The sequence below is a fragment of the Paracoccus binzhouensis genome, assembly GCF_016446475.1.
Classification (GTDB): domain Bacteria; phylum Pseudomonadota; class Alphaproteobacteria; order Rhodobacterales; family Rhodobacteraceae; genus Paracoccus; species Paracoccus binzhouensis.
In genome coordinates, this window is the sequence record NZ_JAEHFP010000074.1 from 1 (window position 1) to 22,048 (window position 22,048).

The following is a 22,048-nucleotide window of genomic DNA, read 5'->3' on the forward strand; positions in this document are numbered from 1 at the left end:
TGCCAGGCGCCCGGACCCGGCAGCGCCAGGCCCAGCGGCGCGGGCTGCGCCGCGCCCCGGCGCAGCGCCAGCGAAGCCAGCGCCAGGCCGGCATTCTCGGCGATGGTCAGGGCACCGAAGGCGTGCCGGGCGGGGGCGCGCGCGCCCAGAGCGGTGATGGGGGTCAGGTCAGTCACGCAGGCGCCCTCCTTCCGGGTCGACGAAATGCGGCGGGACGACGCGCAGCGCCACCTTCTGGCCTTGCAGCGGGTTGGCGGCGATCACCGTCTCGCCCATGCGGGCGCCGCCATCGGCCAGGAAGCCCAGCCCGATGCTCGACCCGACATGCGGCGAATGGCAGGCCGAGGTGATCCAGCCCTGGTCGGTCTCGGTCCGGTGCGGCGCGCCTTCGGCGAAAAGATGCATGCCGGCCAGCACCGTCTGCGCCGGATCGACGGGCTGCAGCCCGACCAGCACCCGGGTCTCGGCCGCCAGCCCCTCGCGCCGGGACATCACCGCGCCGATGCCGTCCTTTTTGCTGCTGACCATGCGGCCCAGCCCCAGCATCTGCGCCGTGGTCTGGCCGTTCAACTCGTTGCCGGCGGCATGGCCCTTTTCGATGCGCATCACGCCAAGCGCCTCGGTGCCGTAGGGGGTCGCGCCCAGATCGGCGCCCTGCTCCATCAGCCGCTCGACCAGCGCCTGGCCGTAGCGGGCGGGCACCGCGATCTCATAGGCCAGCTCGCCCGAGAAGCTGATGCGGAAAAGCCGCGCCTTGAGCCCGCCGCAGACCGTCAGCCCGGCGCAGGCCATGAAGGGGAAAGCCTCGTTCGACAGGTCGAACCCGTCCACGATCCGCTCCAGCAGCCGGCGGGCATTGGGGCCGGCCACGGCGATCTGCGCCCAGGCGTCGGTGGTCGAGATCAACTGCACGTCCAGCTCGGGCCAGAGGCATTGGCGGGCAAATTCCATCTGCCGGTAGACCGGCCCCGCCTGGGCGGTGGTGGTGGTGACGACGTAATGATCCTCGGCCAGCCGGGCGCAGGTGCCGTCGTCCCAGGCCGAGCCGTCCTCGCGCAACATCAGGCCATAGCGCACCATCCCGACCTTGAGGCTTTTCATGGCATTGGCATAGATCCGGTCGAGAAATTCGCCGGCATCCGCCCCCTGCACGTCCACCTTGCCCAGCGTGGTCACGTCGCAGATGCCGACGCCCTTGCGGGTGGCCAGCACCTCGCGGTCCACGGTCTGGCGCCAATGCGTCTCGCCCGGGCGGGGGAAATATTGCGCCCGCATCCAGGGGCCGACCTCGACGAAGACGGCACCCTGCGCGCGCGCCCATTCATGCGTCGGCGTCAGGCGGCGCGGGCGGAAATGCGCGCCGGTGTCGCCGCCGCCCAGCACCGAGAGCGACACGCCGCTATAGGGCGGGCGAAAGATCGTCGTGCCGGTTTCCGGGATCGGCTTGCCGGTCAGCTCCGACATGACCGCCAGGGCGGTGACGTTGGCGGTCTTGCCCTGGTCGGTGGCCATGCCCAGCGTGGTCCAGCGTTTCAGGTGCTCGACCGGGCGCATGTTCTCCTGATGCGCCAGCTTGATGTCCTTGACGGTCACGTCGTTCTGGAAATCGACCCAGGCGCGACCCTTGCCCGGCACATGCCAGAGCGGGCGCAGACCGGCCGACGCATCCTCGGCCGCCGGCAGCTCGGCAGGCCGGGCCTCGATGCCGAGCTGGGCCAGCGCCTCGACCGCCGCTTCGGCACCCGAGCGCAAAGCGGCAGCGGTGCTGCCCTGCCCCTTGGCGGCCCCGGCGGCGATCAGGCCGCACAGCCCGCCCTCGCCGGGGACGAAGGCTTGCAGCGCCTCGTCCCAGACCGGGCGGCCGCGGTGATGCGAGGCCAGATGCACATTCGGGTTCCAGCCACCCGCGACGCCGAGCGCACCGCAATCCAGCCATTCCCTGCGGCCGCCGCTGTCGATCTGGACCCCGCGCAGGCCCAGACGGCCCCTGGCATCGCTGACCATGCCGTGGACCAGCCGGTACTGGCCCTGCGCCCGCGCATCCGGGCGGCTGTCGATCACCGCCGCGACCTCGACCCCCTTGGCGGCAAGGTCCAGCGCGGTGCGGTGGCCGTCGTCGTTATTGGTGAAGATCGCCACGCGCTTCGCGGGGCTGACCGCCCAGCGGTTGGCATAGGCGCGCATGGCGCCGGCCAGCATGATGCCGGGGCGGTCGTTGTTCCGGAACGGGATATGCCGCTCGATGGCGCCGGCGGCCAGCACGGCGCGACGCGCGGTGATCCGCCAGAGCGTCTGGCGCACCTGCTGCCCCGGCTCGGGCAGGTGATCGGCGACCCGCTCGACGGCGCCATAGATGCCGTGGTCGAAGGCGCCGAAGACCGTGCAGCGGCGCAGGATGCGGATATTGGGCAGCGCCGCCAGCTCGGCCTCGGCCCGCGCCACCCATTCGGTCGCCGGGGCGTCGTCCAGCGGGTGGGATTCCGCCAGCAGCCGGCCGCCCAGGCGGAAATCCTCGTCGGCCAGGATGACCCGCGCCCCGGCCCGGCCGGCGGTCAGCGCCGCCGCCAGACCCGCCGCGCCGCCGCCGATGACCAGCAGGTCGCAATGCAGGAAGCCCTTGTCATAGGCATCGGGATCGGGCTGCATCGACAGGCTGCCCAGGCCCGCCGCCCGGCGGATCGCCGGCTCGTAGAGCTTTTCCCAGAAGGCGCGCGGCCACATGAAGGTCTTGTAATAGAAGCCCGCCGCGAAGAAGGACGAGAACAGGTCGTTCACCGCCAGCAGGTCGAAGCCCAGCGGCCCGACATGGTTCTGGCTGGCGGCTTCCAGCCCGTCGTAAAGCTCGGCCACGGTAGCGCGGGTGTTCGGCTCCTTGCGGGCGCCGCTGCGCAGTTCCACCAGCGCATTCGGCTCCTCGGACCCGGCCGAAAAGACGCCGCGCGGCCGGTGATACTTGAAGCTGCGGCCCGTCAGCCGCACGCCGTTCGCCAGCAGCGCCGAGGCCAGCGTGTCGCCGGGATGGCCGGAATAGCTGCGGCCGTCGAAGGTGAAGCGCAAGTCGCGGGCGCGGTCGATCAGCCCTCCGGTCAGGCGGGTCATGCGGCACCGCCCTTCAGCTTGACGTCGCGCGCCAGTTCGGCGCCCAGGATCTCGTGCGTGGTGGTGTCGCGGGTCACCACCAGCCAGGAGCGGTCGCCCTGCTCGTGGAACCACAGCTCGCGATGCACGCCCGCCGGGTTGTCGCGCAGATAGACGTATTCGGCGAATGCGGCCTCGGCGCCCTCGGCCATGCCGTCGGGGCGGTTCAGCAGCGCGGCATCGCCCAGATAGGTGAATTCCTGGGCGTCGCGCAGGCCAAGAAGGGGATGGGGGATCAGCATGGCGGCCTCAATGCAGGTTCGGTTGGGCGCCCACGCCCTTTTCGTCGATGACATGGCCGCGCGCGAAACGGTCCAGGCGATAGGCGCTTGCGGTTTCGTGCGGGCGGCCGGTGGCCAGCAGATGGGCGAAGGCATAGCCGCTGGCGGGCGTCGCCTTGAAGCCGCCATAGCACCAGCCGGCATTCAGATAGAGCCCCTCGACGGGCGTGCGGTCGATGATCGGGCTGCCGTCCATGGACATGTCCATGATGCCGCCCCAGACGCGCAGCAGCCGCGCCCGGCCGATCATCGGCATCAGCGCCATGCCGCCCTCGGCCACGTCCTCGATCACCGGCAGGTTGCCGCGCTGCGCATAGGAGTTGTAGCCGTCGATGTCGCCGCCGAAGACCAGGCCGCCCTTGTCGGACTGGCTGACGTAGAAATGCCCGGCGCCGAAGGTGATGACCCCCGGGATGGTCGGCTTCAGCCCCTCGGAGACGAAGGCCTGCAGCACGTGGCTTTCGATGGGCAGCCGCATGCCCGCCATGGCCATGACCCGGCTGGAGGAGCCCGCCACCGCCACGCCGACCTTGCCGGCGGCGATATGGCCGCGCGTCGTCTCGACCCCGCTGATGCGGCCGCCGTCGATGCGGAAGCCGGTGACCTCGCAATTCTGGATCAGGTCCACGCCGCGCATGTCGGCGCCGCGGGCATAGCCCCAGGCCACGCCGTCATGGCGCGCGGTCCCGGCCCGGCGCTGCAGCAGCCCGCCCTTGATCGGGAAGCGGGCATTGTCGAAGTTCAGGAAGGGCGCCATGGCCCGGACCTGCTCGCGGTCCAGCAGCTCGGCATCGGCGCCGGCCAGCAGCATGGCATTGCCGCGCCGGCGGAAGGCATCGCGCTGCGCATCCGTATGGCACAGGTTCAGGATGCCGCGCTGGCTGACCATGGCGTTGAAGTTGAACTCCTGCTCCAGCCCCTCCCAGAGCTTCATCGAGAACTCGTAGAAGGGCTCGTTGCCCGGCAGCAGGTAGTTCGAGCGGATGATCGTGGTATTGCGCCCGATATTGCCCGAGCCGAGCCAGCTTTTCTCCAGCACGGCGATGCGCGCCCGGCCGAAGGTCTTGGCGAGGTAATAGGCCGTCGCCAGCCCATGCCCGCCGCCGCCGACGATGATGTAGTCATAGGCCGGCTGCGGCTCGGGATTGCGCCATAGCGGCTTCCACCCCTTGTGTCCGGTCAGCGCCTCTCTGATGACCCGCAAGCCCGAGAAATGCATGGCGATACTCTCCTTCGTCCATTCGACTCTCGCACAGCTTCGCGCCGGCGATGCGCCCGAAAGAGACATTGCCTTGCCTGTTCCGGACATGGATGGCAGGCTGGCGGCGAAAGCCGAAGGTCCGCCATGCGCCCCGATTCCCGCCCCCGCCGCTACGGCTTCCTGCTGCTGCCGGATTACGCGCTGATGTCCACCGCCTCGGCGGTCGAGCCGCTGCGCGCGGCGAACCTGCTGAGCGGCCGGCCGCTTTACGAATTGCAATTCATCTCGACCGAGGGGGGCTTCATGCCCAGCTCGGTGGCGGGCGGGTTCGAGACCATCGCGCTGACTGACGCCGACGAGAACCTGGACATCCTCTTCGTGGTGGCGGGGGGCGATCCGCTGGCGCAGCGCGATCCGCGGGTGCTGGCCTTCGTGCGCCGGCTGGCGCGGCGCGGGGTGGCGCTTGGCGGCATCTCGGGCGGCGCAGCGATCCTGGCGGCGGCCGGGGTGATGGCGGCGCGGCGCTTCACCATCCACTGGCAGCATCTCGACGCCATGCGCGAGACCTGGCCCGAGGCGCTGATCGAAAGGCGGCTTTTCGTCATCGACCGCGACCGCTTCACCTGCGCCGGGGGCATGGCGCCCTTGGACATGATGCATGCGCTGATCGCCTCGGCGCATGGGGCCGGGCTGGCGCGGGCGGTCAGCGACTGGTTCATCCATACCGGCATCCGCGAAGCCGAGGCGCCGCAGCAGCTGGACCCGGCGCGCAAATACGACCTGCACCATCCGGCGCTGGTCGCCATGGTCGAGCTGATGACCAGCCATATCGCCGATCCGCTGGGGCTGGAGGACCTGGGCCAGCTTTGCGACATCACCCCGCGGCACCTGGAACGGCTGGCCCAGGCGCAGCTGGGCGAAAGCGTGATGCAGTTCTATCGCCGGCTGCGGCTGGACAAGGCCCGGGAACTGCTGAGCCAGTCCGGGCTGCCGCTGGCCGAGATCGCGCTGGCGACCGGCTTTGCCAGCCGCAGCCATTTCAGCCGCAGCTTCCGCGCACAGTTCGGCACCAGCCCCTCGGCGCGCCGGCCGTTGCGGGCGGAGGCAACAGAAAACCCCGGAGGCTGACGCCGCCGGGGTTTGCGGATCCGGGAGGGAACCGCCGTTCAGATGTCCAGGGTGTTGTCCCGCTCCCATTGCGACAGATGCGCGCAATAGGTGTTCCATTCCCGGGTCTTGAGCTTGACATAGGCGGCCGAGAATTCCGCACCCATGGCGGCCTTGAGCCCCTCGTCCTCGTCGAAGGCGCGGATCGCGTCCAGCAGGTTCAGCGGCAGTTTCGGCGCGCCGGTGATGGTGTGGCCCTCGGCATACATGTCGATGTCGGACCGCGGGCCGGGATCGGCTTTCGCACGCAGCCCCGACAGGCCGGCGGCCATGATCGCCGCCTGCACCAGATAGGGGTTGGCGGCGCCGTCGGGCAGTCGGAACTCGAACCGGCCGGGGCCGGGCACGCGCACCATATGGGTGCGGTTGTTGCCGGTCCAGGTGACGCTGTTCGGCGCCCAGGTCGCGCCCGAGGTGGTGCGCGGCGCGTTGATGCGCTTGTAGCTGTTCACCGTCGGGCAGCTCAGCAGCGCCAGCGCCGAGGCATGTTTCATGATGCCGCCGACGAAGTGATAGCCCTGCTGGGACAGGCCCAGATCGTCCCGGTCGTCGGCGAAGGCGTTGGTGCCGTCGGCATTCCAGACCGAGATATGCAGGTGGCAGCCGTTCCCGGTCAGCCCCATGATCGGCTTGGGCATGAAGGTGGCGCGCAGCCCGTGCTTTTCGGCGATGGCCTTGGTCATGAACTTGAAGAACGAATGCTTGTCGGCGGTCGCCAGCGCATTGTCGTATTTCCAGTTCATCTCCCACTGGCCGTTGGCGTCCTCGTGGTCGCTCTGATAGGGCTCCCAGCCCAGTTCCAGCATGTAGTCCGAGATCTCGGCGATCACGTCCAGGCGGCGGAACATCGCCTGCTGGTCATAGCAGGGCTTCATCGCGGTGTCGGCCGGGTCGCCGATGGCCAGCCCGTCGGGCGTCATCAGGAAGAATTCCGGCTCGACTCCGGTCTTGACGGTCAGGCCCATGTCGGCGGCTTCGCGACAAAGCCGGGTCAGCACGTTGCGCGGCGCCTGCGCCAGATCGATCCCGCCGCTCATCACGCAGTTCGAGGCGACCCAGGCCACCTCCTTCTTCCAGGGCAGCTGGATGACGGATGAGGCGTCGGGCAGACCCAGCATGTCGGGATGGGCGGGCGTCAGGTCCAGCCAGGTGGCGAAACCGGCAAAGCCTGCGCCGCCGGCCTGCATCTCGGCAATGCCCTCGGCCGGGACCAGCTTGGCGCGCTGGCTGCCGAACAGGTCGGTGAAGGAAACCATGAAATGCTTGATGCCCCGGTCGCGCGCATAGGCGGCCAGGTCCAGCGGTTCGGCGGTTTTCTGTTGCGGGGTCGAGGCGCCGTGGCGGGGCTTGTCCCGCTTTTGCACCATGTCGGATTCGCGGGCAAAGGTGGCCATGTCGGTCATTCTGAAATCTCCCTGTTGAAGGATGTCTGACCCAGGGCGGGATACTTCGTCCCGCCCTTTGGCTTCATGTTGTCAGTATCCGGCCTGCCCGGGAACCCAGCTCGTGCCGGCCAGCGGCACGCCGGCCATGGCGGCGGCCTCGACGGTCAGGGCGCAAAGATCCTCGGGCTCGAGATTGTGGACGTGGCTCTTGCCGCAGGCGCGGGCGATGGTCTGGCATTCCAGCGTCATCACCGCCAGGTAGTTGCGCAGCCGGCGGCCGGCCTCGACCGGGTTCAACCGGGTCATCAGCTCGGCATCCTGGGTGGTGATGCCGGCCGGGTCGCGGCCCTCGTGCCAGTCGTCATAGGCGCCGGCGGTGGTGCCGAGCTTCTGGTATTCCTCTTCCCAGCGCGGATCGTTGTCGCCAAGCGCGACCAGCGCCGCGGTGCCGATGGCGACCGCGTCGGCCCCCAGCGCCAGCGCCTTGGCCACGTCCGCGCCGGTGCGGATGCCGCCCGAGACGATCAGCTGCACCTTGCGATGCATGCCCAGGTCCTGCAGCGCCTTCACGGCCGGGCGGATGCAGGCCAGCGTCGGCTGGCCGACATGCTCGATGAACACGTCCTGCGTGGCCGCGGTGCCGCCCTGCATGCCGTCCAGCACCACCACGTCGGCGCCCGCCTTCACCGCCAGCGCGGTGTCATAATAGGGCCGCGCGCCGCCGATCTTGATGTAGATCGGCTTTTCCCAGCCGGTGATCTCGCGCAGCTCCAGGATCTTGATCTCCAGATCGTCGGGGCCGGTCCAGTCGGGATGACGGCAGGCCGAGCGCTGGTCGATGCCCATGGGCAGGTTGCGCATCCTGGCGACCCGCTCGGTGATCTTCTGGCCCAGAAGCATGCCGCCGCCGCCGGGCTTGGCGCCCTGCCCGACCACGACCTCGATCGCGTCGGCGCGGCGCAGGTCGTCCGGGTTCATGCCGTAGCGCGAGGGCAGATACTGATAGACCAGCTTTTCGGAATGGCCGCGTTCCTCGTTGGTCATGCCGCCGTCGCCGGTGGTGGTCGAGGTGCCCGCCATGGTCGCGCCGCGCCCCAGCGCCTCTTTCGCATGGGCCGAAAGCGCGCCGAAGGACATGCCGGCGATGGTGATCGGGATCTTCAGCTCGATCGGCTTCTTGGCAAAGCGCGTGCCCAGCACGACCGAGGTGTCGCATTTCTCGCGATAGCCTTCCAGCGGATAGCGGCTGATCGAGGCGCCGAGAAACAGCAGGTCGTCGAAATGCGGCACGCGGCGCTTGGCCCCGCCGCCGCGGATGTCATAGATGCCGGTGGCAGCGGCGCGGCGGATTTCCGAATTGATCTCGTTCGAGAAGGTCCAGCTCTGGCGCGGCAGGGTGCGAGGGGTTTGGTCCATCGTGTGATCCTCAGTAATCGCCGGCGTGATCGACGTGGAAATTGTAGAGCTTGCGGGCCGAGCCATAGCGGCGGAACTCGGACGGATCGGCATCCGCCCCGGCGCGCTGCAGCAGGTCGGCCAGGATTTCCAGATGCTCGGGGCGCATCTCCTTCTCGATGCAGTCAGCCCCCAGCGACTTGACCTTGCCGCGCACGAACAGCCGCGCCTCGTAAAGGCTGTCGCCAAGCGCGTCGCCCGCATCGCCCAGCACCACCAGATTGCCCGATTGCGCCATGAAGGCCGACATATGGCCGATATTGCCGTGCACGACGATGTCGATGCCCTTCATCGAGATGCCGCAGCGCGAGCTGGCATTGCCCTTGATGACCAGAAGCCCGCCATGGCCGGTGGCGCCGGCATATTGGCTGGCATCGCCCTCGACCACGACGCTGCCCGAGATCATGTTCTCGGCAACCCCCGGCCCGACCGAGCCGGTCACATGCACATGCGCCTCCTTGTTCATGCCGGCGCAGTAATAGCCGGTGGATCCCTTGATCGTGACCTCCAGCGGCGCCTGCAGCCCGACGGCCAGCGCATGGGCGCCGCGCGGGTTCTCGATCACCCATTCGCCCCCGGCCTGCGCCTGAAGCGTGCTGTTGAGATCGCGCAGCTCGGTCCAGGCCATGTCAATGGTCCGGGGCTGCACGCCGATGTCGAGGTCTTCGCGGATTTGCGTATTGGCCATGGTGGTCATGTCAGCGCTCCCAGAAATACACGGTGGCGGGCTCCGGCTCCCAGATGCGGGCATTCTCGATGCCCGGCAGGTTCGCGAAGGCCCGGTATTCCGAGCCGAAGGCGACGTAGCTGTCGGTCTCGGCCATCACCGCCGGCTTGCAGGCGATGGGATCGCGCACCACGCCGAAGCCGTTCCTGGTGCCGACCACGAAGGTGAAGAACCCGTCCAGATCCGCGAGCGTGCCTTCCAGCGCCTCGCCCAGATTGGCGCCTTCGGCCAGCCGGGACGAGATGTAGCAGGCGGCGACCTCGGTGTCGTTCTGGGTCTGCGGGACGAAGCCCTTGCGGGCCAGTTCGCGCCGCACCCGGTTGTGGTTCGAGAGCGAGCCGTTATGCACCAGGCACTGGTCGCCGTCGGTCGAGAACGGATGCGCGCCCAGCGTGGTCACGGCGCTTTCGGTGGCCATGCGGGTATGGCCGATGCCGTGGCTGCCGGCCATCTGCCGGATGCCGAAGCGCGCGGCCACGTCCCTGGGCAGCCCGACCTCCTTGAAGATCTCCATCGACTGGCCGGCGCCCATGACGCGGATGCCCTTTTCGGCCATATAGGCGCGGACCTCGGCCTCGGAGCCCTCGGGCAGGCTCAGCACCGCATGGGTATCGACCACCCGCATCCGCACCGGCGCGCCCAGAAGCGCGTTCAGATTGTCCTCGAGGCCCTTGAAGGTTTCCTCGGGCGTATCGGACTGGATCGTCATCTTGAGTCCCTGGGACTCGTCCCCGTAGATGGCGATCCCCGCGCTGTCGGGCCCGCGATCCGTCATGGAAATCAGCATGTCGGTCAGCAGGTCCCCCAGTTGGGGCCGCAGATCATCTTTTTTCAGGAACAGGCCAACGATGCCACACATTAGCAACCTCCGTTCAGCTGGCGTTGAAGCCGTCACGGATCAGCTAAGAGCAAAATTGATTGCCTATCAAGATATTTTTTTTACCTTACAGAAAATTCTGTTGGTGGATCCCGGCCCGGGAGTCCTGAGAATGGCATTTCCTATCAAGGATCTACTTTGCCTGCGGGTAGCATATCACCGACAGGTAACGGGCCGGCAGCTCGCTCAGCAGCTCGGGTCCATGCGGGGCGTCGGCGTCGAAAATCAGGCTGTCGCCGGGCTCCAGGTCATAGATCTGCTCACCATGGCGATACCCGATTCTGCCCTCGAGCATGTAGAGCAGCTCGATACCTTCATGCTGGAAGGTGGGGAAATGGTCGCTTTCGGTGCTGAGCACGATCAGGTAGGGCTCGACCACCACGCCGCTGTTGTTCGAGCCGATATGGCCCAGCAGGTGATACTGGTGGCCGGCGCGGGTGCCAGCGCGCTCGACCTCGACGGCGGTGCCCGCCTTGACATGCATGGCGCCGCGCGGCTCCTCATAGCCCGAGAAAAGCTGGATCAGCGGCACGCGCAGCGCATCGGCCAACGTCTGCAGCGTGGTCAGCGAGGGCGAGATCACGCCGTTTTCGATCTTGGACAGCATGCCGACCGACAGCCCGGCCTGGCTGGCCAGCTTCGAGCCGGTCATCCGCTGCCGCTTGCGCAATTCCCGCACCTGCCGGCCGATGGCAACCTCGAGATTCTTCTCGCGGCCCTCGCGCACCGCATGCGGGTTCTGCGTCAGCGAGCCGTCAATCTTTGCCGTCTGGCTTACCATTTCACGTCTTCCTTATGTTTGTCCCGGTCAGGCAGGTTGGCGGATTTTCACGCAAAAGCCTATACGACAGGCCGCATCCGTTGAAGCACCATGCGCGTTGCCGCCGCGTCAGCCCGGCCGGGCGCTCCGGCCCGTCGGATCGGCTGCAGAAATTTTCTTGATAGAATAATTTATTTCCTGTTAATATTGATACGTTTCCGGGGAGGCAAGCCATGTATCTTGCTGCGCAACGAAAGCAGTCGATCTACGAGCAGCTGGGAGGCGACGAGGGCATCCGCGCCCTGGTCAAGGAATTCTACGACATCGTCGAACGGGACGAGGACGCGAAAGAGCTGCACATGCTGCACCTGCAGGGCGCCGGCGTCGCCCATTCGCGCGAGGAGCAGTTCAACTATCTCTGCGGCTTCTTCGGCGGGCCGCAATATTACGTCATGCGGCACCGCCACGCGCGGCTGAGAGAGATCCATGCCCATGTCCCCATCGGGACGCGGATGCGCGACCTGTGGCTGCGCTGCATGGCCAGGGCCATCGACCGGCGCGGCATCGAGACCGAACTGGCGGCGGTGCTGATGCGGCATTTCACCACCGCCGCCGAAAGCAGCCGCAACATGGACTGACGCGCCGCGCCGGTCCGGCCTCGACAATCCACCAACAGAGGAGACGCTCATGGCGATCAGGAAGCTCGGCACCCGCAATGCCCCCTGGTGCAACCGATCACCGAGGACCTGGGCTGGTGGCATCCCGTCGAAGGCTCGCCCCGCATGAAGACCTGGATCGAGCACCAGTCCGAGGACGGCAGGTTCCTGACCGGCTATTGGGAGGCCACGCCCGGCAGCTACCGGGTGCGCTACGCGGCGGACGAGTTCATCCACCTGTTCGAGGGCCGGGTGACGCAGACTGACAACGGCCAGGAACCGCGCAGCTTCTCGGCCGGCGACAGTTTCGTCATCGAGGCCGGTTTCGACGGCATCTGGAAGACCGAGGAAACCGTGCGCAAGACCTTCGCCATCCGCGTGCCCTGGCAGGATTGCGGCGCCGCGGGCCGCGGCGCCTGGAGCGGCCCCGGCGCGATGCCGGGGCCTGATCTTTGCGCCCGGTTCAGAGCGGCCGGTCCGGCAGCGAGGCCGGAATGGGCTTCATCCCCCAATAGATCTGATCGAGACCGGTCGCCTGGTCTTCCTCGTCCACGCGCAGACCCACCGTCTGCTTCAGGATGAAGGTCAGCACCGCTGCAGTCAGCATGCCGGCGCCGACGCAGACCAGGGCACCCACCACCTGCATGGTCACGCCGATCCGGTTGTGCTGGAAGGCATAGGGCCCTTCCTCGATGCCGAAATAGCCGCCATGCGGGGTGCCGGCCTTGATCAGCCCGACCATGATCAGCCCATAGACCCCGGCGCCCAGGAACAGCGGGAACAGCTTGTGCTCGTCGATGCCGCGCCTTTGCGTGAATTCGTAGACGATCCAGGCGATCACCGGCGCCGTCAGGCCGACCAGAAAGGTCTGCCAGGGCGCATAGACGTCGAAGCCCGGCGCGCAGGCCACATAGCCGGCCAGTGGCCCCAGCAGCAGATAGGCGTAAGAGCGCTTGCCGTAACCGATGATCGCGCCGGTGACCGCGCCGCCCGCCCAGGCCAGGCCGTAATTGTTGAAGACGATGCCCACGCTGGTATCGGCCATGGTGACGCTGACTGCCAGCGCCTGCGGCTCGAAGAAGAACAGGCAGGACAGGATCACCAGCGGCAGGCCGGAAAAGATCGTCATCAGCCCGGTCGCCGCCAGGCCGATGCTGGGCGCGTCATAGGAGCTCACCTTGGGATGCGGCTCGAACATGCCCGGGCGCCGGCCCAGCATCGGCACCAGCACCAGCGCCATGCCGGCCGGGAACAGGTAGACGAAGCCGACGCCGAAGAAGTCGTGGAAACCGGCATTGGTCAGCGGCCCGACCGAGCCCCAGACCGCGAAGCTGAGCGCCGAGGACACCACCGCCGCCACCACCGAGGTGATGTAATAGGCCAGCGGCTTCATCCGCTCGGACACGGCGAAATGCAGCAGCACGTTGATGATGCCGGCAAAGCAGGCCAGGAAGAACACGAAGATCTGGAAGGTGTTCAGCCCGGGAAACACCGCCGGATCGACATGCTGCGCCACGCCATTGGCCAGCGCCCCGCCCAGCCACCAGTCTTTCAGCGAATCCGCCAGGCTCGCGCCCGCCATGACGTAATACTGCCCGGCCCAGAAGCCGAAGCCGATGACGAAATAGGCAGCGAAGCCGAGGAAGAAGCCGATGGTCTTCTCGATCGTCGAATTGAACAGGCTGCCGTTGCGGGTCGTGCCTGCGTCGATCATCAGCAGCCCGACCACGACGAGGATCGCCCCCGCGGTGCCCGAGGCATAGATCAGGTTCTGCACCAGCGAACTGAGCGTCACCTGGTCCGGGTAAAGGATGGTCGTCGTTGGTTCCATTGTCGTTCTCCCTGTTTTTGTCACTGCTCCGGGGCTTCCGGCCCGGAAAACGCCTTGCGGCGCTGGTCGCGCGTCATGACAGGCGGAAATCTCCTGCCGGTCGGAGAGATGAGAAGGCCCTTGTCTGAAACGGATCTGGTCGGAAATGGATCGTGCAATGGCGGATGGATCGGCGGATTCGGCCTTCCGGCGCGCCGCCAAGGCGCGTCAAGGAATGGCGTGGATCGGATGCAGGGCCTGGACCGCCCTTGTCCGCGCATCCTGCCGGTGGGACGGCCGGGCCGCTCTTGGCGATGCCCTTGCATTCGAGGCAGGGGACGGCGCCCGCCCCCAGATCTGTCCCAAAGACAGCAAAAGGGCGCGCAATCGCGCGCCCGATGCCTGCCTGCCCGGCTGATGGATGCGGCAAGCGGTTTTCCGATGCGCGCTCCCCGTCCCGCAAGGCAGGGGGCGGGCGCGAAGCCGGGCCGCGTGCACGCGCAGGATCGGCGCAAGCGGGCCATCACAGGCCCCTGCCCGGGGTTGCCGTCCGGTCCTGGTCGCAAGATCCTGTTCCACCTGTCAGTTCCCTGTCGGTTGTGGAAGGGGCGGTGATATTCCGTTCTTCTTGCTGTTCCGCCGGGGAATCCCGGCGGCCTTCTTCCGGCTGCCGGCCCGCGCCTCAGGCGCGGGGGCGTTCCTTCTTCGGGTCGTAATGCGGAAAGGCCGCGACCTTCGCCGCGATGCGCTTGATATGCCCGTCCAGCCGGCCGACCTCGACCGCGGTGCCGAGTTCGGCATGGGCGACGTCGATCCGCGCCAGCGCGATCATCTGCCCCGTGCGCGGCGAGCGCATGGCCGAACAGACCTCGCCCACCTGCGCCCGGCCGATGCGGATGCAATCGCCATGGCCCACCGCGTCCTGGCCGTCGATCTCCAGCCCGACGAATTTGCGCGTGGGGTGGTCCTTGCGCCGGAGCAGCGCCTCGCGGCCGAGGAAATCAGCGTTCTTGGACTTGAGCGGCACGGTGAAGCCGACGCCCGCCTCGAACGGGTCGGTCTGGTCGTTGAAGTCGTAGCCTGCAAAGACCAGACCGGCCTCGATGCGCACCAGGTCCAGCCCGGCAAGGCCCATCGGCTTGAGCCCCAGCGGCTGGCCGGCGTTCCAGACTGCCTCGAAGACCACGTCGCCATGCTTGGGATGGCAGAAGATCTCGTAGCCCAACTCGCCGGTGTAGCCGGTGCGCGACACGACCACCGGCACGCCGCGCTCGCCGCCGATGCGGCCGACGGTAAAGCGGAACCAGCCTAGATCGGCCACCGCGGGCTGATGCGGCGGCGTCCAGACGATCCCGGCCACCAGCTCGCGCGATTTCGGCCCCTGCACGGCCAGGTTGTGCATCTGGTCGGTCGAGGAGCGGATCATCACGTTCAGCCCCAGCTTCTCGGCCTGCTCGCGCATCCAGACCCCGCCCTCGTCGCTGCCGCCGATCCAGCGGAAGTTGTGCTCGCCCAGCCGGAACAGCGTGCCGTCGTCGATCATGCCGCCATGCGGATAGCACATCGCCGAATAGACCACCTGCCCATGCCCCAGCTTGGCCACGTCGCGGGTCAGCACCCAGTTCATCAGCGCCTCGGCATCGGGGCCGGTCACCTCGAACTTGCGCAGCGCCGACAGGTCCATGACCACCACGCCCTCGCGGCAGGCCCAGTAGCTTTCGACCGGGTCGCATTCCGGGAAGGAATTCGGCAGCCAGAAGCCCCGATACTCGACAAAGTCGCGGGTCAGGGCGGCGAAATTCTTGTGGAAGGCGGTCTCACGGGTCATGATCGGCTCCGCGTCGGGGGTGGCGCGCCAGGCGGTGGCACGGCTGAACCGTTCCTGCGCGCCATAGCTGCGGACATGGATATCGGTCAGGTGCCAGCCATTGGCGGCGGTGGTGTCGTCGGGACAGGCCGAGGAGACGCAGACCAGATCGGTCAGCGCCCGCAGCAGCACATAGTCGCCGGGCCGCGACCAGGGCTCGTCGGCATACATCACGCCATGCGCATCGATGCCGGTGTTGAAGAAGAAATTCGCCGCCATCCAGCCGGCGCGGGCCTCGACCCCATAGGGCGCCAGGACGGCGTTGAAATTGTCCGTGCAGTTGGCATGGCCGGGATAGCCGATATCGTCGTAATATTTCGCCGAACAGGCCAGCGCGAAGGCGTCGTGCCGCCCGCAGGTGTCCTGCACCACCTCGACCAGCGGCGTCAGGGCGTGGTCGAAATATTTCGCGTGCAGCCCCGGCATCGGATAGGCATGGCCCTGGATGGTGCGGGTGGTGGTCACGTCCAGCGGATGCACGACGCCGCGGTCCAGCTTGCGCGCGTCGAAGCACTGGAAATCGGTGCATTGCCGGCCGTCCACGTCGATGATCTGGATGAAGTCCCCGGCCTTGACGGTATAGGCCTCGGCGGTGGCGGATTTGACCCGCAGGTCCAGGATCGGATCGGCCAGCGGCGTGGGCAGGGCGAACTGGCCCTGGCGGCGCGGATTGGCGCGGGTGATGCGCAGGGTCAGCGGGGTCGCGGTGTCCTGCGCCTCGAAATCCATGACGCCGCCCGGTGCGGCGGCGATCAGCCAGCCGGGTGCGGCGGCGGTCAGCGCCACGGTCTCGCCCGGCCGCGTCTCTGCCCCGAACAGGCCGATGGCGCGGGCCTCGGCCAGCGGGATGCCAAGCTCGGCCAGCCGGCGGCGCAGCGATTTCAGCCCCGCCCCGTCCGAGGACAGCAGCGCGCGCAGCCCATCGGCCGGGGTGTCGGCGGCGGCGCCAAGGATCGCCGCGTCCAGCCGGCCGTCGGCATGCGCGGCCAGCAGTTCGCAACGCTGGCCGCCCTCGTCGTTGATGATCTCGATCCGGTCGCCGGTCGCGATCTGCACCGCGACGGCGCCGGCGCCGGGAACGGCATAGCGTTCGACACCGGGCGGCAGGGTGAAGCCGGCGGCGCGGCGCACATGGGTCGCGCGCGGCGGGCCGGGCCGGAGCAGGCTTTCTGGCGGCAGCTGGAGCATCTGGACCTCCCAGGAGGGAAAAGGTGGGGCCGGATGCCCGGCCCCAGTCGGGGGGAAAACCCTGCTCAGTTCATCAGATAGGCTTCCATCGAATCGTCCAGCGCATCCTTCCAGGGCGTGTGATGCCTGGGCGCCATGGTGCCGGTGATGACCGAGCGATAGGAATGGTTGCGGAAGGCCATGATGTCCTCGGCCTTGTGCTTCTTCCATTCGTAGAAGGCGGCGCAGGCGCCATCCACGTCGAAGCTGGGATAGTCGGTCTCGGCGATCAGTTCCTTGACGTAATCGGCCTGATAGCGGATCGCGTATTTGACGTCGTCCGAGGCTTCCTCGCGTTCTTCGCGCTCGCGCACATCGGCCATCAGCACCTGCTTGTCCTGCGGCACCTCGATTCGGCCCATGACGATGTCGCGCACATACCAGGCCTGGGCGTCGAACATGTTGAAGGTAAACCACTGGTCCTGCATGCCCAGGTAGAACAGGCGCGGATTGTGGACCCAGACCACCCCCTTGTAGAGATCCGCCGCCGCCAGCCGGTTCGCGGTCTTGAGCCGCAGATCGTCGGGCAGGAACGGGAAATAATGCTTGTAGCCGGTGCACAGGATGATCGCGTCCACCTCCTTGCGCGAGCCGTCCTTGAACACGGCCTCCTTGCCCTCGACCCGGACCAGCGCCGGCTTTTCCTGCCAGTTGTCGGGCCATTTGAAGCCCATGGGCGCGCTGCGATAGCAGGAGGTGACGGATTTCGCGCCGTATTTCCAGCATTGCGAGCCGATATCCTCGGCCGAATAGGACGATCCCATGACCAGCACGTCCTTGCCGGCGAATTCGCGGGCGTCGCGGAAGTCGTGGGCATGGACGATGCGGCCATTGAAGGTCGAGAACCCCTCGTATTCCGGCACGTTCGGGGTCGAGAAATGCCCCGAGGCCACGATCACATGGTCGAATTCCTCGGCATACATGTGGTCCTTGACCAGATCATGGACGGTGACGGTGAAGATCTCGCGGTCCTCGTCATATTCGACATGCCGCACCACGGTCGAGAAGCGGATCCAGTCGCGGACCCCGGCCTTGACCACCCGCCCCTCGATATAGTCGAACATCACCGCCCGCGGCGGATAGGAGGCGATCTGCTTGCCGAAATGCTCCTCGAAGGAATAGTCGGCGAATTCCAGCCCCTCCTTGGGGCCGTTGGTCCACAGATAGCGATACATCGAGCAATGCACCGGCTCGCCATATTCGTCCAAGCCGGTGCGCCAAGTATAGTTCCACAGCCCGCCCCAGTTCGACTGCTTCTCGAAGCAGACGATGTCGGGGATCTCGGCCCCCTTTTGGGCCGCCGACTGAAAGGCTCTCAGCTGCGCAAGCCCCGAAGGACCCGCGCCAATGATGGCAACGCGCTTCTTCATGCTATTGGCTCCCTGTTCGTCGGTATGGACCAATTTTCAAAACTGGTTCCATCGGACTGGACCAAGTAAGAGCCGGTTGCGCTCACAGGTCAATATTTTTTCTTCACCGGAATACCGTTTCCGCGGTTTTCTGACGCCAGAACCGGCATTTTTCCGCTATAGAGGGCTCATGCGCGCGCCATCCCTTGCCCAGCAACTGATCGTCACCGGCTCGATTCCGCGGCTGAACGCCGAGAATCGATCGCCGCTGCGAGTCGGATTCCTGGCGCCGCTGTCGGGTCCCGAGGAGCGCTGGGGGGCGCCCGGGCTGGGCGGATGCCGGATCTGGGCGGACTGGATCAACGACCATGGCGGGCTGATGGTGGCGGGCAAGCGCCACCGGCTGGAGATCGTCGCCCATGACAGCGCCGCCGATCCCGCCGCCACGCTGGAGGCGGCGCGCGACATGGTCGAGCGCCAGCGCGTGCGCCTGGTGCTGACGCTGGGCGGCGACAGTTTCGCCCCGGCCCTGCCCTGGCTGATGGCGCGCCGCGTGCTGGTGGCGACGCTGCTGCCCTCGGACCTGTCGCCCGACACGCCCAGCCTGATCGCACCGGCCGAGCTGCATCCGCTGTTCAACGTCACCGGCGTCGAATGGCTGACCCGCAGCCGGCCCGACATGCGGCGGGTGGCGCTGTGCAGCCAGTCCGACCGGCTGGGCCTGCCCTCGCTGGCCGTCTATCGCGCCGCCTTCGAGGCGGCGGGCCGGCCAGTGGTCAAGGAAATCCGCTACGATCCCGGCGAGACCGACGCGCGCTCGATCGTGCGGGCGCTCATGGAGGCGGGGCCGGACCTGCTGTGCTGGTGCACCTCGCCCGCGCCGATGACCACCGCCCTGACCGAGGCCGCGCACGAGCTGGGCTGGCGTGGCCCGATCCTGGCCTGCACCGGCGACGACTATCCGCGGCTGATTGCCAGCACCTCGGCCGAATTCATGGCGCGCTATGTCTTCCAGTTCCCGGATTTCGACGACCCGCTGCTGGCCGACAAGGCATTCTTCTTTCGCCGCCCCAGAGCCTTCTTCGACGCCTACAACGCCCGCTTCCCCGGCGAATGGAGCGCGGTGAGCTGGGAATACGCCTCGATCCTGGACCTGTGGCAGAGCGCGGTGGAAAGCGCCGACACGGTGGCGCCGGTCACCGTTCTGGCGGCGATGAAGCGCCACCAGCAGATGCCGCATGTCTTCGGCACCGCACGCTGGTGGGGCAGCGCGCTGTTCGGCATCGACAATGCCCTGGTCGGCGACTGGCCGGTGGTCGGCATCCGCGACGGCAGGGCGCGGATCATCGAATTCGGCTCGGTGCTGGGCTGGCTGGAACGCCATACGCCGCTGCTGCGCCATCATCTGGAGCAGCTGGGGCAGATGTGGTATCAGCGCCCCGTCCCGGCTCTCGATCCGGCCCCCGACTCGCCTCCCGACCTAGCGGTGGCGCTCAGTCCTCCTGCAGCAGAAGCTTCTGGTCCTCGATGAGCGCGAGCTTCATGAACTCGGTCGCCTCCTCGATGTCGCGGGCGGCGATGGCGTTGAACAGGGCGTTGTAGCTGCGCTGATAGACGGCGATGCGGTTGGGGGTCAGGTGCCGGCGATACATGGCGGCGCGGAAGGCCTGACGGCGGGCGTCGAGCACCAGGTTGTAGCAGGCAATCAGCAGCGGATTGTCGGTGCCATCGGCGATCTGGCGGTGGAACTCCTCCTCCAGCCGCACGAAGGCGTTGGCATCGGTCTGCACCACCTCCATCTGCGACAGGGTCTCGCCCAGCGCCTCGATCCGGCGCGGCGACATGTTGATGATCGCCAGCCGCACCATTTCGGGCTCGAGGATGCTGCGCACCACCTGCAGGTGCAGCGGCCCGGTCTCGGCAGCCACCGGGCTCAGCGATTCGCTGCTGCCGCCGGGATCGTAGGTGACGAAGGAGCCCGACCCGGCGCGGCGCCGGATCATGCCCCGGGCCTCGAGCTGGTCCAGCGCCTCGCGCACCGTGTTCCGCGCCACCCCAAGATCCTGCGCCAGCTGCCGCTCGGAGGGCAGGCGCTCGTCGGTGTCGTATTCCTGCGACACGATGCGCATGGCCAGGGTGTCGATGACATATTGCACCGTCGAGCCAAGGACGGGCTCGGCGGAAGTGCCGGTCGGGCGGCGGGTGGGGATGGTCACGTCTTGCATTTCCTTTGGGAGCGAAGGCCGGCCGGCACAGGATAGCGCCTGCGGCCGGCAAGGTCGATCACGCCCGGGGCCGGCGCCTTGCATGACCGATCGCCGCGGGCCGCGGGACCGGGCGGTGGCGGGCGGTCTGCCGAAAAGGGCAACTCGCCCCGCGATGGGTATTGTGTTAATTGATGAGTCAATCAACTGGTGCTGCGTTACCGAGTCGTCAATGGCCGGGCCTACGGGTCCGGCATTTTGTTTTTCCGGCCGCCGCGACCGCCCGCCCGGATCGCGCCGGGATCACGCCGCGGGCAGCCAGATGCGGAAGCGGCTGCCGGTGGCGGCGCTCGTCACGGCGATGCTGCCGCCCTGGCGCTCGATCAGCCGGCGGCAGATCGACAGGCCCAGCCCGGTGCCGCCCTTGCGGCCGCGGCTGGTGACGAAGGGCTCGAAGATCTGCCCCAGGATCTCGGCCGGGATGCCAGTGCCGGTGTCGGCAAGCTGCAGCAGCACGCCGGGGGTACCATCGCGGGACGCGTCGCGGCTGGCGATGCGGATCTCGCCGCCCTCGGGCATGGCGTGGATGGCGTTGGCGATCAGGTTCACCAGCACCTGCTGCAACGCGACCCGGCCGATCCGCACCCTCTGCGTCGAGCGCAGGTCGTGGCGCATGGCGACGGTGCCGCGCGCCAGCATGTGCCGGACCAGCGGCTCGCATTCCGCGACCGCCTGCACCGGATCGGTTGCGGGCTCGCCCTCGCCCGGCTCGTCCATGCGGGCGAAATCCAGAAGCCGCGTCACGATCTGCGAGATGCGGTGGATCTGTTCATCGATCAGCCGCAGCTCGGTTTCCGCCGGCCGGGCCGCCGTGCCCAGGATCTCGCGCAGCACGTCCAGGTTGCCCTGGATCACCGCCAGCGGGTTGTTGATCTCATGCGCGATCCCGGCCGAGATCTCGCCCAGGGCGGCCAGCTTTTCCGATTGCACCAGCTGATGCGTGGCGACCTCGAGTTCGCGCACCGCCTGGCGCAGGGCGGCGGTGCGTTCCTCGACCCGCTGGTTCAGCGCGTCGTTCCAGGCGCAAAGCTGCCGGTCGCGATCCTGCAGCTGCGCCAGCAGCCTGTCCAGCAGCATGGCAAGGCCGGCGATCTCGTCCGCGCCCCGGGTGACGCCGGTGCGGGCGGAAAGATCGCCGCCGCGCAGCCGGGCAAAGGTCTCGGCGATCTTTTCGAGCGGGCGGAAGATGCTGCCCGCCCATCGCAGGAACACCGGCACCGTGACCAGCGCCACCAGCAGGAAGGCGGCCAGGACCAGCAGCACCGTGCGGCGCTTGGCCTCGGCGAAGGGGCGCTCGAGGATGCCGACATAGATCATGCCGATGCGCTGGCGCGCGCTGTCCTCGACCGGGGCATAGGCCGAGATATAGCGGTCCTGCAGCACCTGCGCCCGGGCCAGCCAGACCTGGCCCTGGCCGAGCACCCGGTCGCGCACGATGGCCGAGGCCCGGGTCCCCAGCGCCCGCGCCCCGCCCGCCACCGTGACATTGGTCGAAATGCGCATGTCGCCCAGGAACAGCGAGACCGTGGCATGGGTGCCCGCCGGCAGGGTGCCGGGGCGATAGATCAGCTCGTTGATGCGGTCGATGATGGACAGGTTGCGGTTCAGCAGGATGCCGCCCACCATGATCGCCGGCGCGCCGGTATCGGGGTGGCTGGCCGCGACGACCGATTGGACGACCATGCCGCGGGTCTCGGTCTGCTGCGGCTTCTGGCCGGTGGCGTCGACCATGACGATCTCGGCCCGCGCGGCAAGCCCGGGCGAGATGGCGTGAAGCTCGCCCTGGTCCAGGATCTCGATGAGGTTGCGCGCGCCCCGCGCCGGGGCCGCGCCCGGCCCATGCAGCGGCCGCGCCCCCCGCGGGCTGGCCGCGACCATGCCGTC

17 protein-coding genes are annotated in these 22,048 nt (G+C 67.8%); 4 read left to right on the top strand and 13 right to left on the bottom strand.

All coding sequences use genetic code 11. The annotated features are described in order from the left end of the window. Positions 1–168: 168 nt before the first annotated feature. The 3 genes from I9P22_RS15995 to I9P22_RS16005 are packed head-to-tail and all read right to left on the bottom strand — an operon-like array spanning position 169 to position 4,638. Positions 169–3,099, bottom strand: a complete 2,931-nt coding sequence (locus I9P22_RS15995) for a sarcosine oxidase subunit alpha family protein (RefSeq protein WP_199260506.1) — start codon at positions 3,097–3,099, stop codon at positions 169–171. Beyond that, positions 3,096–3,380, bottom strand: a complete 285-nt coding sequence (locus I9P22_RS16000; protein WP_028714552.1) for a sarcosine oxidase subunit delta — start codon at positions 3,378–3,380, stop codon at positions 3,096–3,098. Before I9P22_RS16000 ends, I9P22_RS15995 begins: the two co-directional genes overlap by 4 nt. Before the next feature lie 7 nt (positions 3,381–3,387). Beyond that, the gene (locus I9P22_RS16005; protein WP_199260507.1) at positions 3,388–4,638 is read right to left on the bottom strand and encodes a sarcosine oxidase subunit beta family protein; all 1,251 of its coding nucleotides are present in this window, start codon (positions 4,636–4,638) and stop codon (positions 3,388–3,390) included. 126 nt (positions 4,639–4,764) lie between these two features. Between I9P22_RS16005 and I9P22_RS16010 the strand changes: the two genes are divergently transcribed. Then, a complete protein-coding gene (locus I9P22_RS16010) occupies positions 4,765–5,748 on the top strand; it encodes a GlxA family transcriptional regulator (RefSeq protein ID WP_199260508.1) in 984 nt (327 codons plus the stop codon). Between the two features lie 38 nt (positions 5,749–5,786). Here the strand turns inward: I9P22_RS16010 and glnT are convergent, their stop codons facing one another. From glnT to I9P22_RS16035, 5 genes are all read right to left on the bottom strand, one after another. Next, a complete protein-coding gene (glnT, locus tag I9P22_RS16015) occupies positions 5,787–7,190 on the bottom strand; it encodes a type III glutamate--ammonia ligase (RefSeq protein WP_269846653.1) in 1,404 nt (467 codons plus the stop codon). A 72-nt stretch (positions 7,191–7,262) separates the two neighbouring features. Continuing rightward, complete coding sequence (locus tag I9P22_RS16020; RefSeq protein ID WP_199260509.1) at positions 7,263–8,588, bottom strand: FMN-binding glutamate synthase family protein; 1,326 nt, start codon at positions 8,586–8,588, stop codon at positions 7,263–7,265. A 10-nt stretch (positions 8,589–8,598) separates the two neighbouring features. After that, positions 8,599–9,255, bottom strand: coding sequence for a GltB/FmdC/FwdC-like GXGXG domain-containing protein (locus I9P22_RS16025; RefSeq protein ID WP_199260521.1), 657 nt, complete (start codon positions 9,253–9,255; stop codon positions 8,599–8,601). A 70-nt stretch (positions 9,256–9,325) separates the two neighbouring features. Next, entirely contained in the window at positions 9,326–10,213 is an 888-nt protein-coding gene (locus tag I9P22_RS16030; RefSeq protein ID WP_199260510.1) for a class II glutamine amidotransferase, read from the bottom strand. A 151-nt stretch (positions 10,214–10,364) separates the two neighbouring features. Then, a complete protein-coding gene (locus I9P22_RS16035) occupies positions 10,365–11,012 on the bottom strand; it encodes a helix-turn-helix domain-containing protein (protein ID WP_199260511.1) in 648 nt (215 codons plus the stop codon). 212 nt (positions 11,013–11,224) lie between these two features. On the opposite strand from I9P22_RS16035, the gene I9P22_RS16040 reads away from it, so the two are divergent. Further along, positions 11,225–11,629, top strand: coding sequence for a group II truncated hemoglobin (locus I9P22_RS16040; RefSeq protein ID WP_199260512.1), 405 nt, complete (start codon positions 11,225–11,227; stop codon positions 11,627–11,629). A gap of 87 nt (positions 11,630–11,716) precedes the next feature. Further along, entirely contained in the window at positions 11,717–12,229 is a 513-nt protein-coding gene (locus I9P22_RS16045; RefSeq protein ID WP_199260513.1) for a cupin domain-containing protein, read from the top strand. On the opposite strand, the gene I9P22_RS16050 is transcribed toward I9P22_RS16045, so the two are convergent. The 3 genes from I9P22_RS16050 to I9P22_RS16060 all read right to left on the bottom strand — a co-directional run bounded on the left by I9P22_RS16050 (position 12,111) and on the right by I9P22_RS16060 (position 17,921). Further along, positions 12,111–13,478: an ammonium transporter family protein gene (locus I9P22_RS16050; protein WP_199260514.1), complete on the bottom strand. Its 1,368-nt coding sequence runs from the start codon at positions 13,476–13,478 to the stop codon at positions 12,111–12,113. The genes I9P22_RS16045 and I9P22_RS16050 overlap by 119 nt on opposite strands. A 661-nt stretch (positions 13,479–14,139) precedes the next feature. Next, positions 14,140–16,512 (bottom strand): DUF1989 domain-containing protein, encoded by a 2,373-nt coding sequence (locus I9P22_RS16055; RefSeq protein WP_199260515.1) that lies wholly within the window; start codon positions 16,510–16,512, stop codon positions 14,140–14,142. 65 nt (positions 16,513–16,577) lie between these two features. Beyond that, positions 16,578–17,921: an NAD(P)-binding domain-containing protein gene (locus tag I9P22_RS16060; protein WP_199260516.1), complete on the bottom strand. Its 1,344-nt coding sequence runs from the start codon at positions 17,919–17,921 to the stop codon at positions 16,578–16,580. 169 nt (positions 17,922–18,090) lie between these two features. Here I9P22_RS16060 and I9P22_RS16065 point away from each other — a divergent pair, with 169 nt between their 5' ends. After that, positions 18,091–19,431, top strand: coding sequence for an ABC transporter substrate-binding protein (locus I9P22_RS16065; protein WP_199260517.1), 1,341 nt, complete (start codon positions 18,091–18,093; stop codon positions 19,429–19,431). On the opposite strand, the gene I9P22_RS16070 is transcribed toward I9P22_RS16065, so the two are convergent. Together I9P22_RS16070 and I9P22_RS16075 are read right to left on the bottom strand one after the other, a co-directional pair. Then, positions 19,394–20,125 (bottom strand): FadR/GntR family transcriptional regulator, encoded by a 732-nt coding sequence (locus tag I9P22_RS16070; RefSeq protein WP_199260518.1) that lies wholly within the window; start codon positions 20,123–20,125, stop codon positions 19,394–19,396. The two genes, I9P22_RS16065 and I9P22_RS16070, sit on opposite strands and share 38 nt — an antisense overlap. A gap of 282 nt (positions 20,126–20,407) precedes the next feature. After that, positions 20,408–22,048 (bottom strand): sensor histidine kinase (locus tag I9P22_RS16075; protein ID WP_199260519.1); only part of this gene is annotated, 1,641 nt, incomplete at its 5' end.

Bases quoted from the DNA above. Each gene is read 5' to 3' on its own strand.
- glnT (WP_269846653.1), bottom strand. From the start codon at position 7,190: ATGACCGACATGGCCACCTTTGCCCGCGAATCCGACATGGTGCAAAAG.
- I9P22_RS16020 (WP_199260509.1), bottom strand. From the start codon at position 8,588: ATGGACCAAACCCCTCGCACCCTGCCGCGCCAGAGCTGGACCTTCTCG.
- I9P22_RS16030 (WP_199260510.1), bottom strand. From the start codon at position 10,213: ATGTGTGGCATCGTTGGCCTGTTCCTGAAAAAAGATGATCTGCGGCCC.
- I9P22_RS16065 (WP_199260517.1), top strand. From the start codon at position 18,091: ATGCGCGCGCCATCCCTTGCCCAGCAACTGATCGTCACCGGCTCGATT.
- I9P22_RS16035 (WP_199260511.1), bottom strand. From the start codon at position 11,012: ATGGTAAGCCAGACGGCAAAGATTGACGGCTCGCTGACGCAGAACCCG.
- I9P22_RS16060 (WP_199260516.1), bottom strand. From the start codon at position 17,921: ATGAAGAAGCGCGTTGCCATCATTGGCGCGGGTCCTTCGGGGCTTGCG.
- I9P22_RS15995 (WP_199260506.1), bottom strand. From the start codon at position 3,099: ATGACCCGCCTGACCGGAGGGCTGATCGACCGCGCCCGCGACTTGCGC.
- I9P22_RS16050 (WP_199260514.1), bottom strand. From the start codon at position 13,478: ATGGAACCAACGACGACCATCCTTTACCCGGACCAGGTGACGCTCAGT.
- I9P22_RS16040 (WP_199260512.1), top strand. From the start codon at position 11,225: ATGTATCTTGCTGCGCAACGAAAGCAGTCGATCTACGAGCAGCTGGGA.
- I9P22_RS16055 (WP_199260515.1), bottom strand. From the start codon at position 16,512: ATGCTCCAGCTGCCGCCAGAAAGCCTGCTCCGGCCCGGCCCGCCGCGC.
- I9P22_RS16000 (WP_028714552.1), bottom strand. From the start codon at position 3,380: ATGCTGATCCCCCATCCCCTTCTTGGCCTGCGCGACGCCCAGGAATTC.
- I9P22_RS16025 (WP_199260521.1), bottom strand. From the start codon at position 9,255: ATGGCCTGGACCGAGCTGCGCGATCTCAACAGCACGCTTCAGGCGCAG.
- I9P22_RS16010 (WP_199260508.1), top strand. From the start codon at position 4,765: ATGCGCCCCGATTCCCGCCCCCGCCGCTACGGCTTCCTGCTGCTGCCG.
- I9P22_RS16005 (WP_199260507.1), bottom strand. From the start codon at position 4,638: ATGCATTTCTCGGGCTTGCGGGTCATCAGAGAGGCGCTGACCGGACAC.
- I9P22_RS16070 (WP_199260518.1), bottom strand. From the start codon at position 20,125: ATGCAAGACGTGACCATCCCCACCCGCCGCCCGACCGGCACTTCCGCC.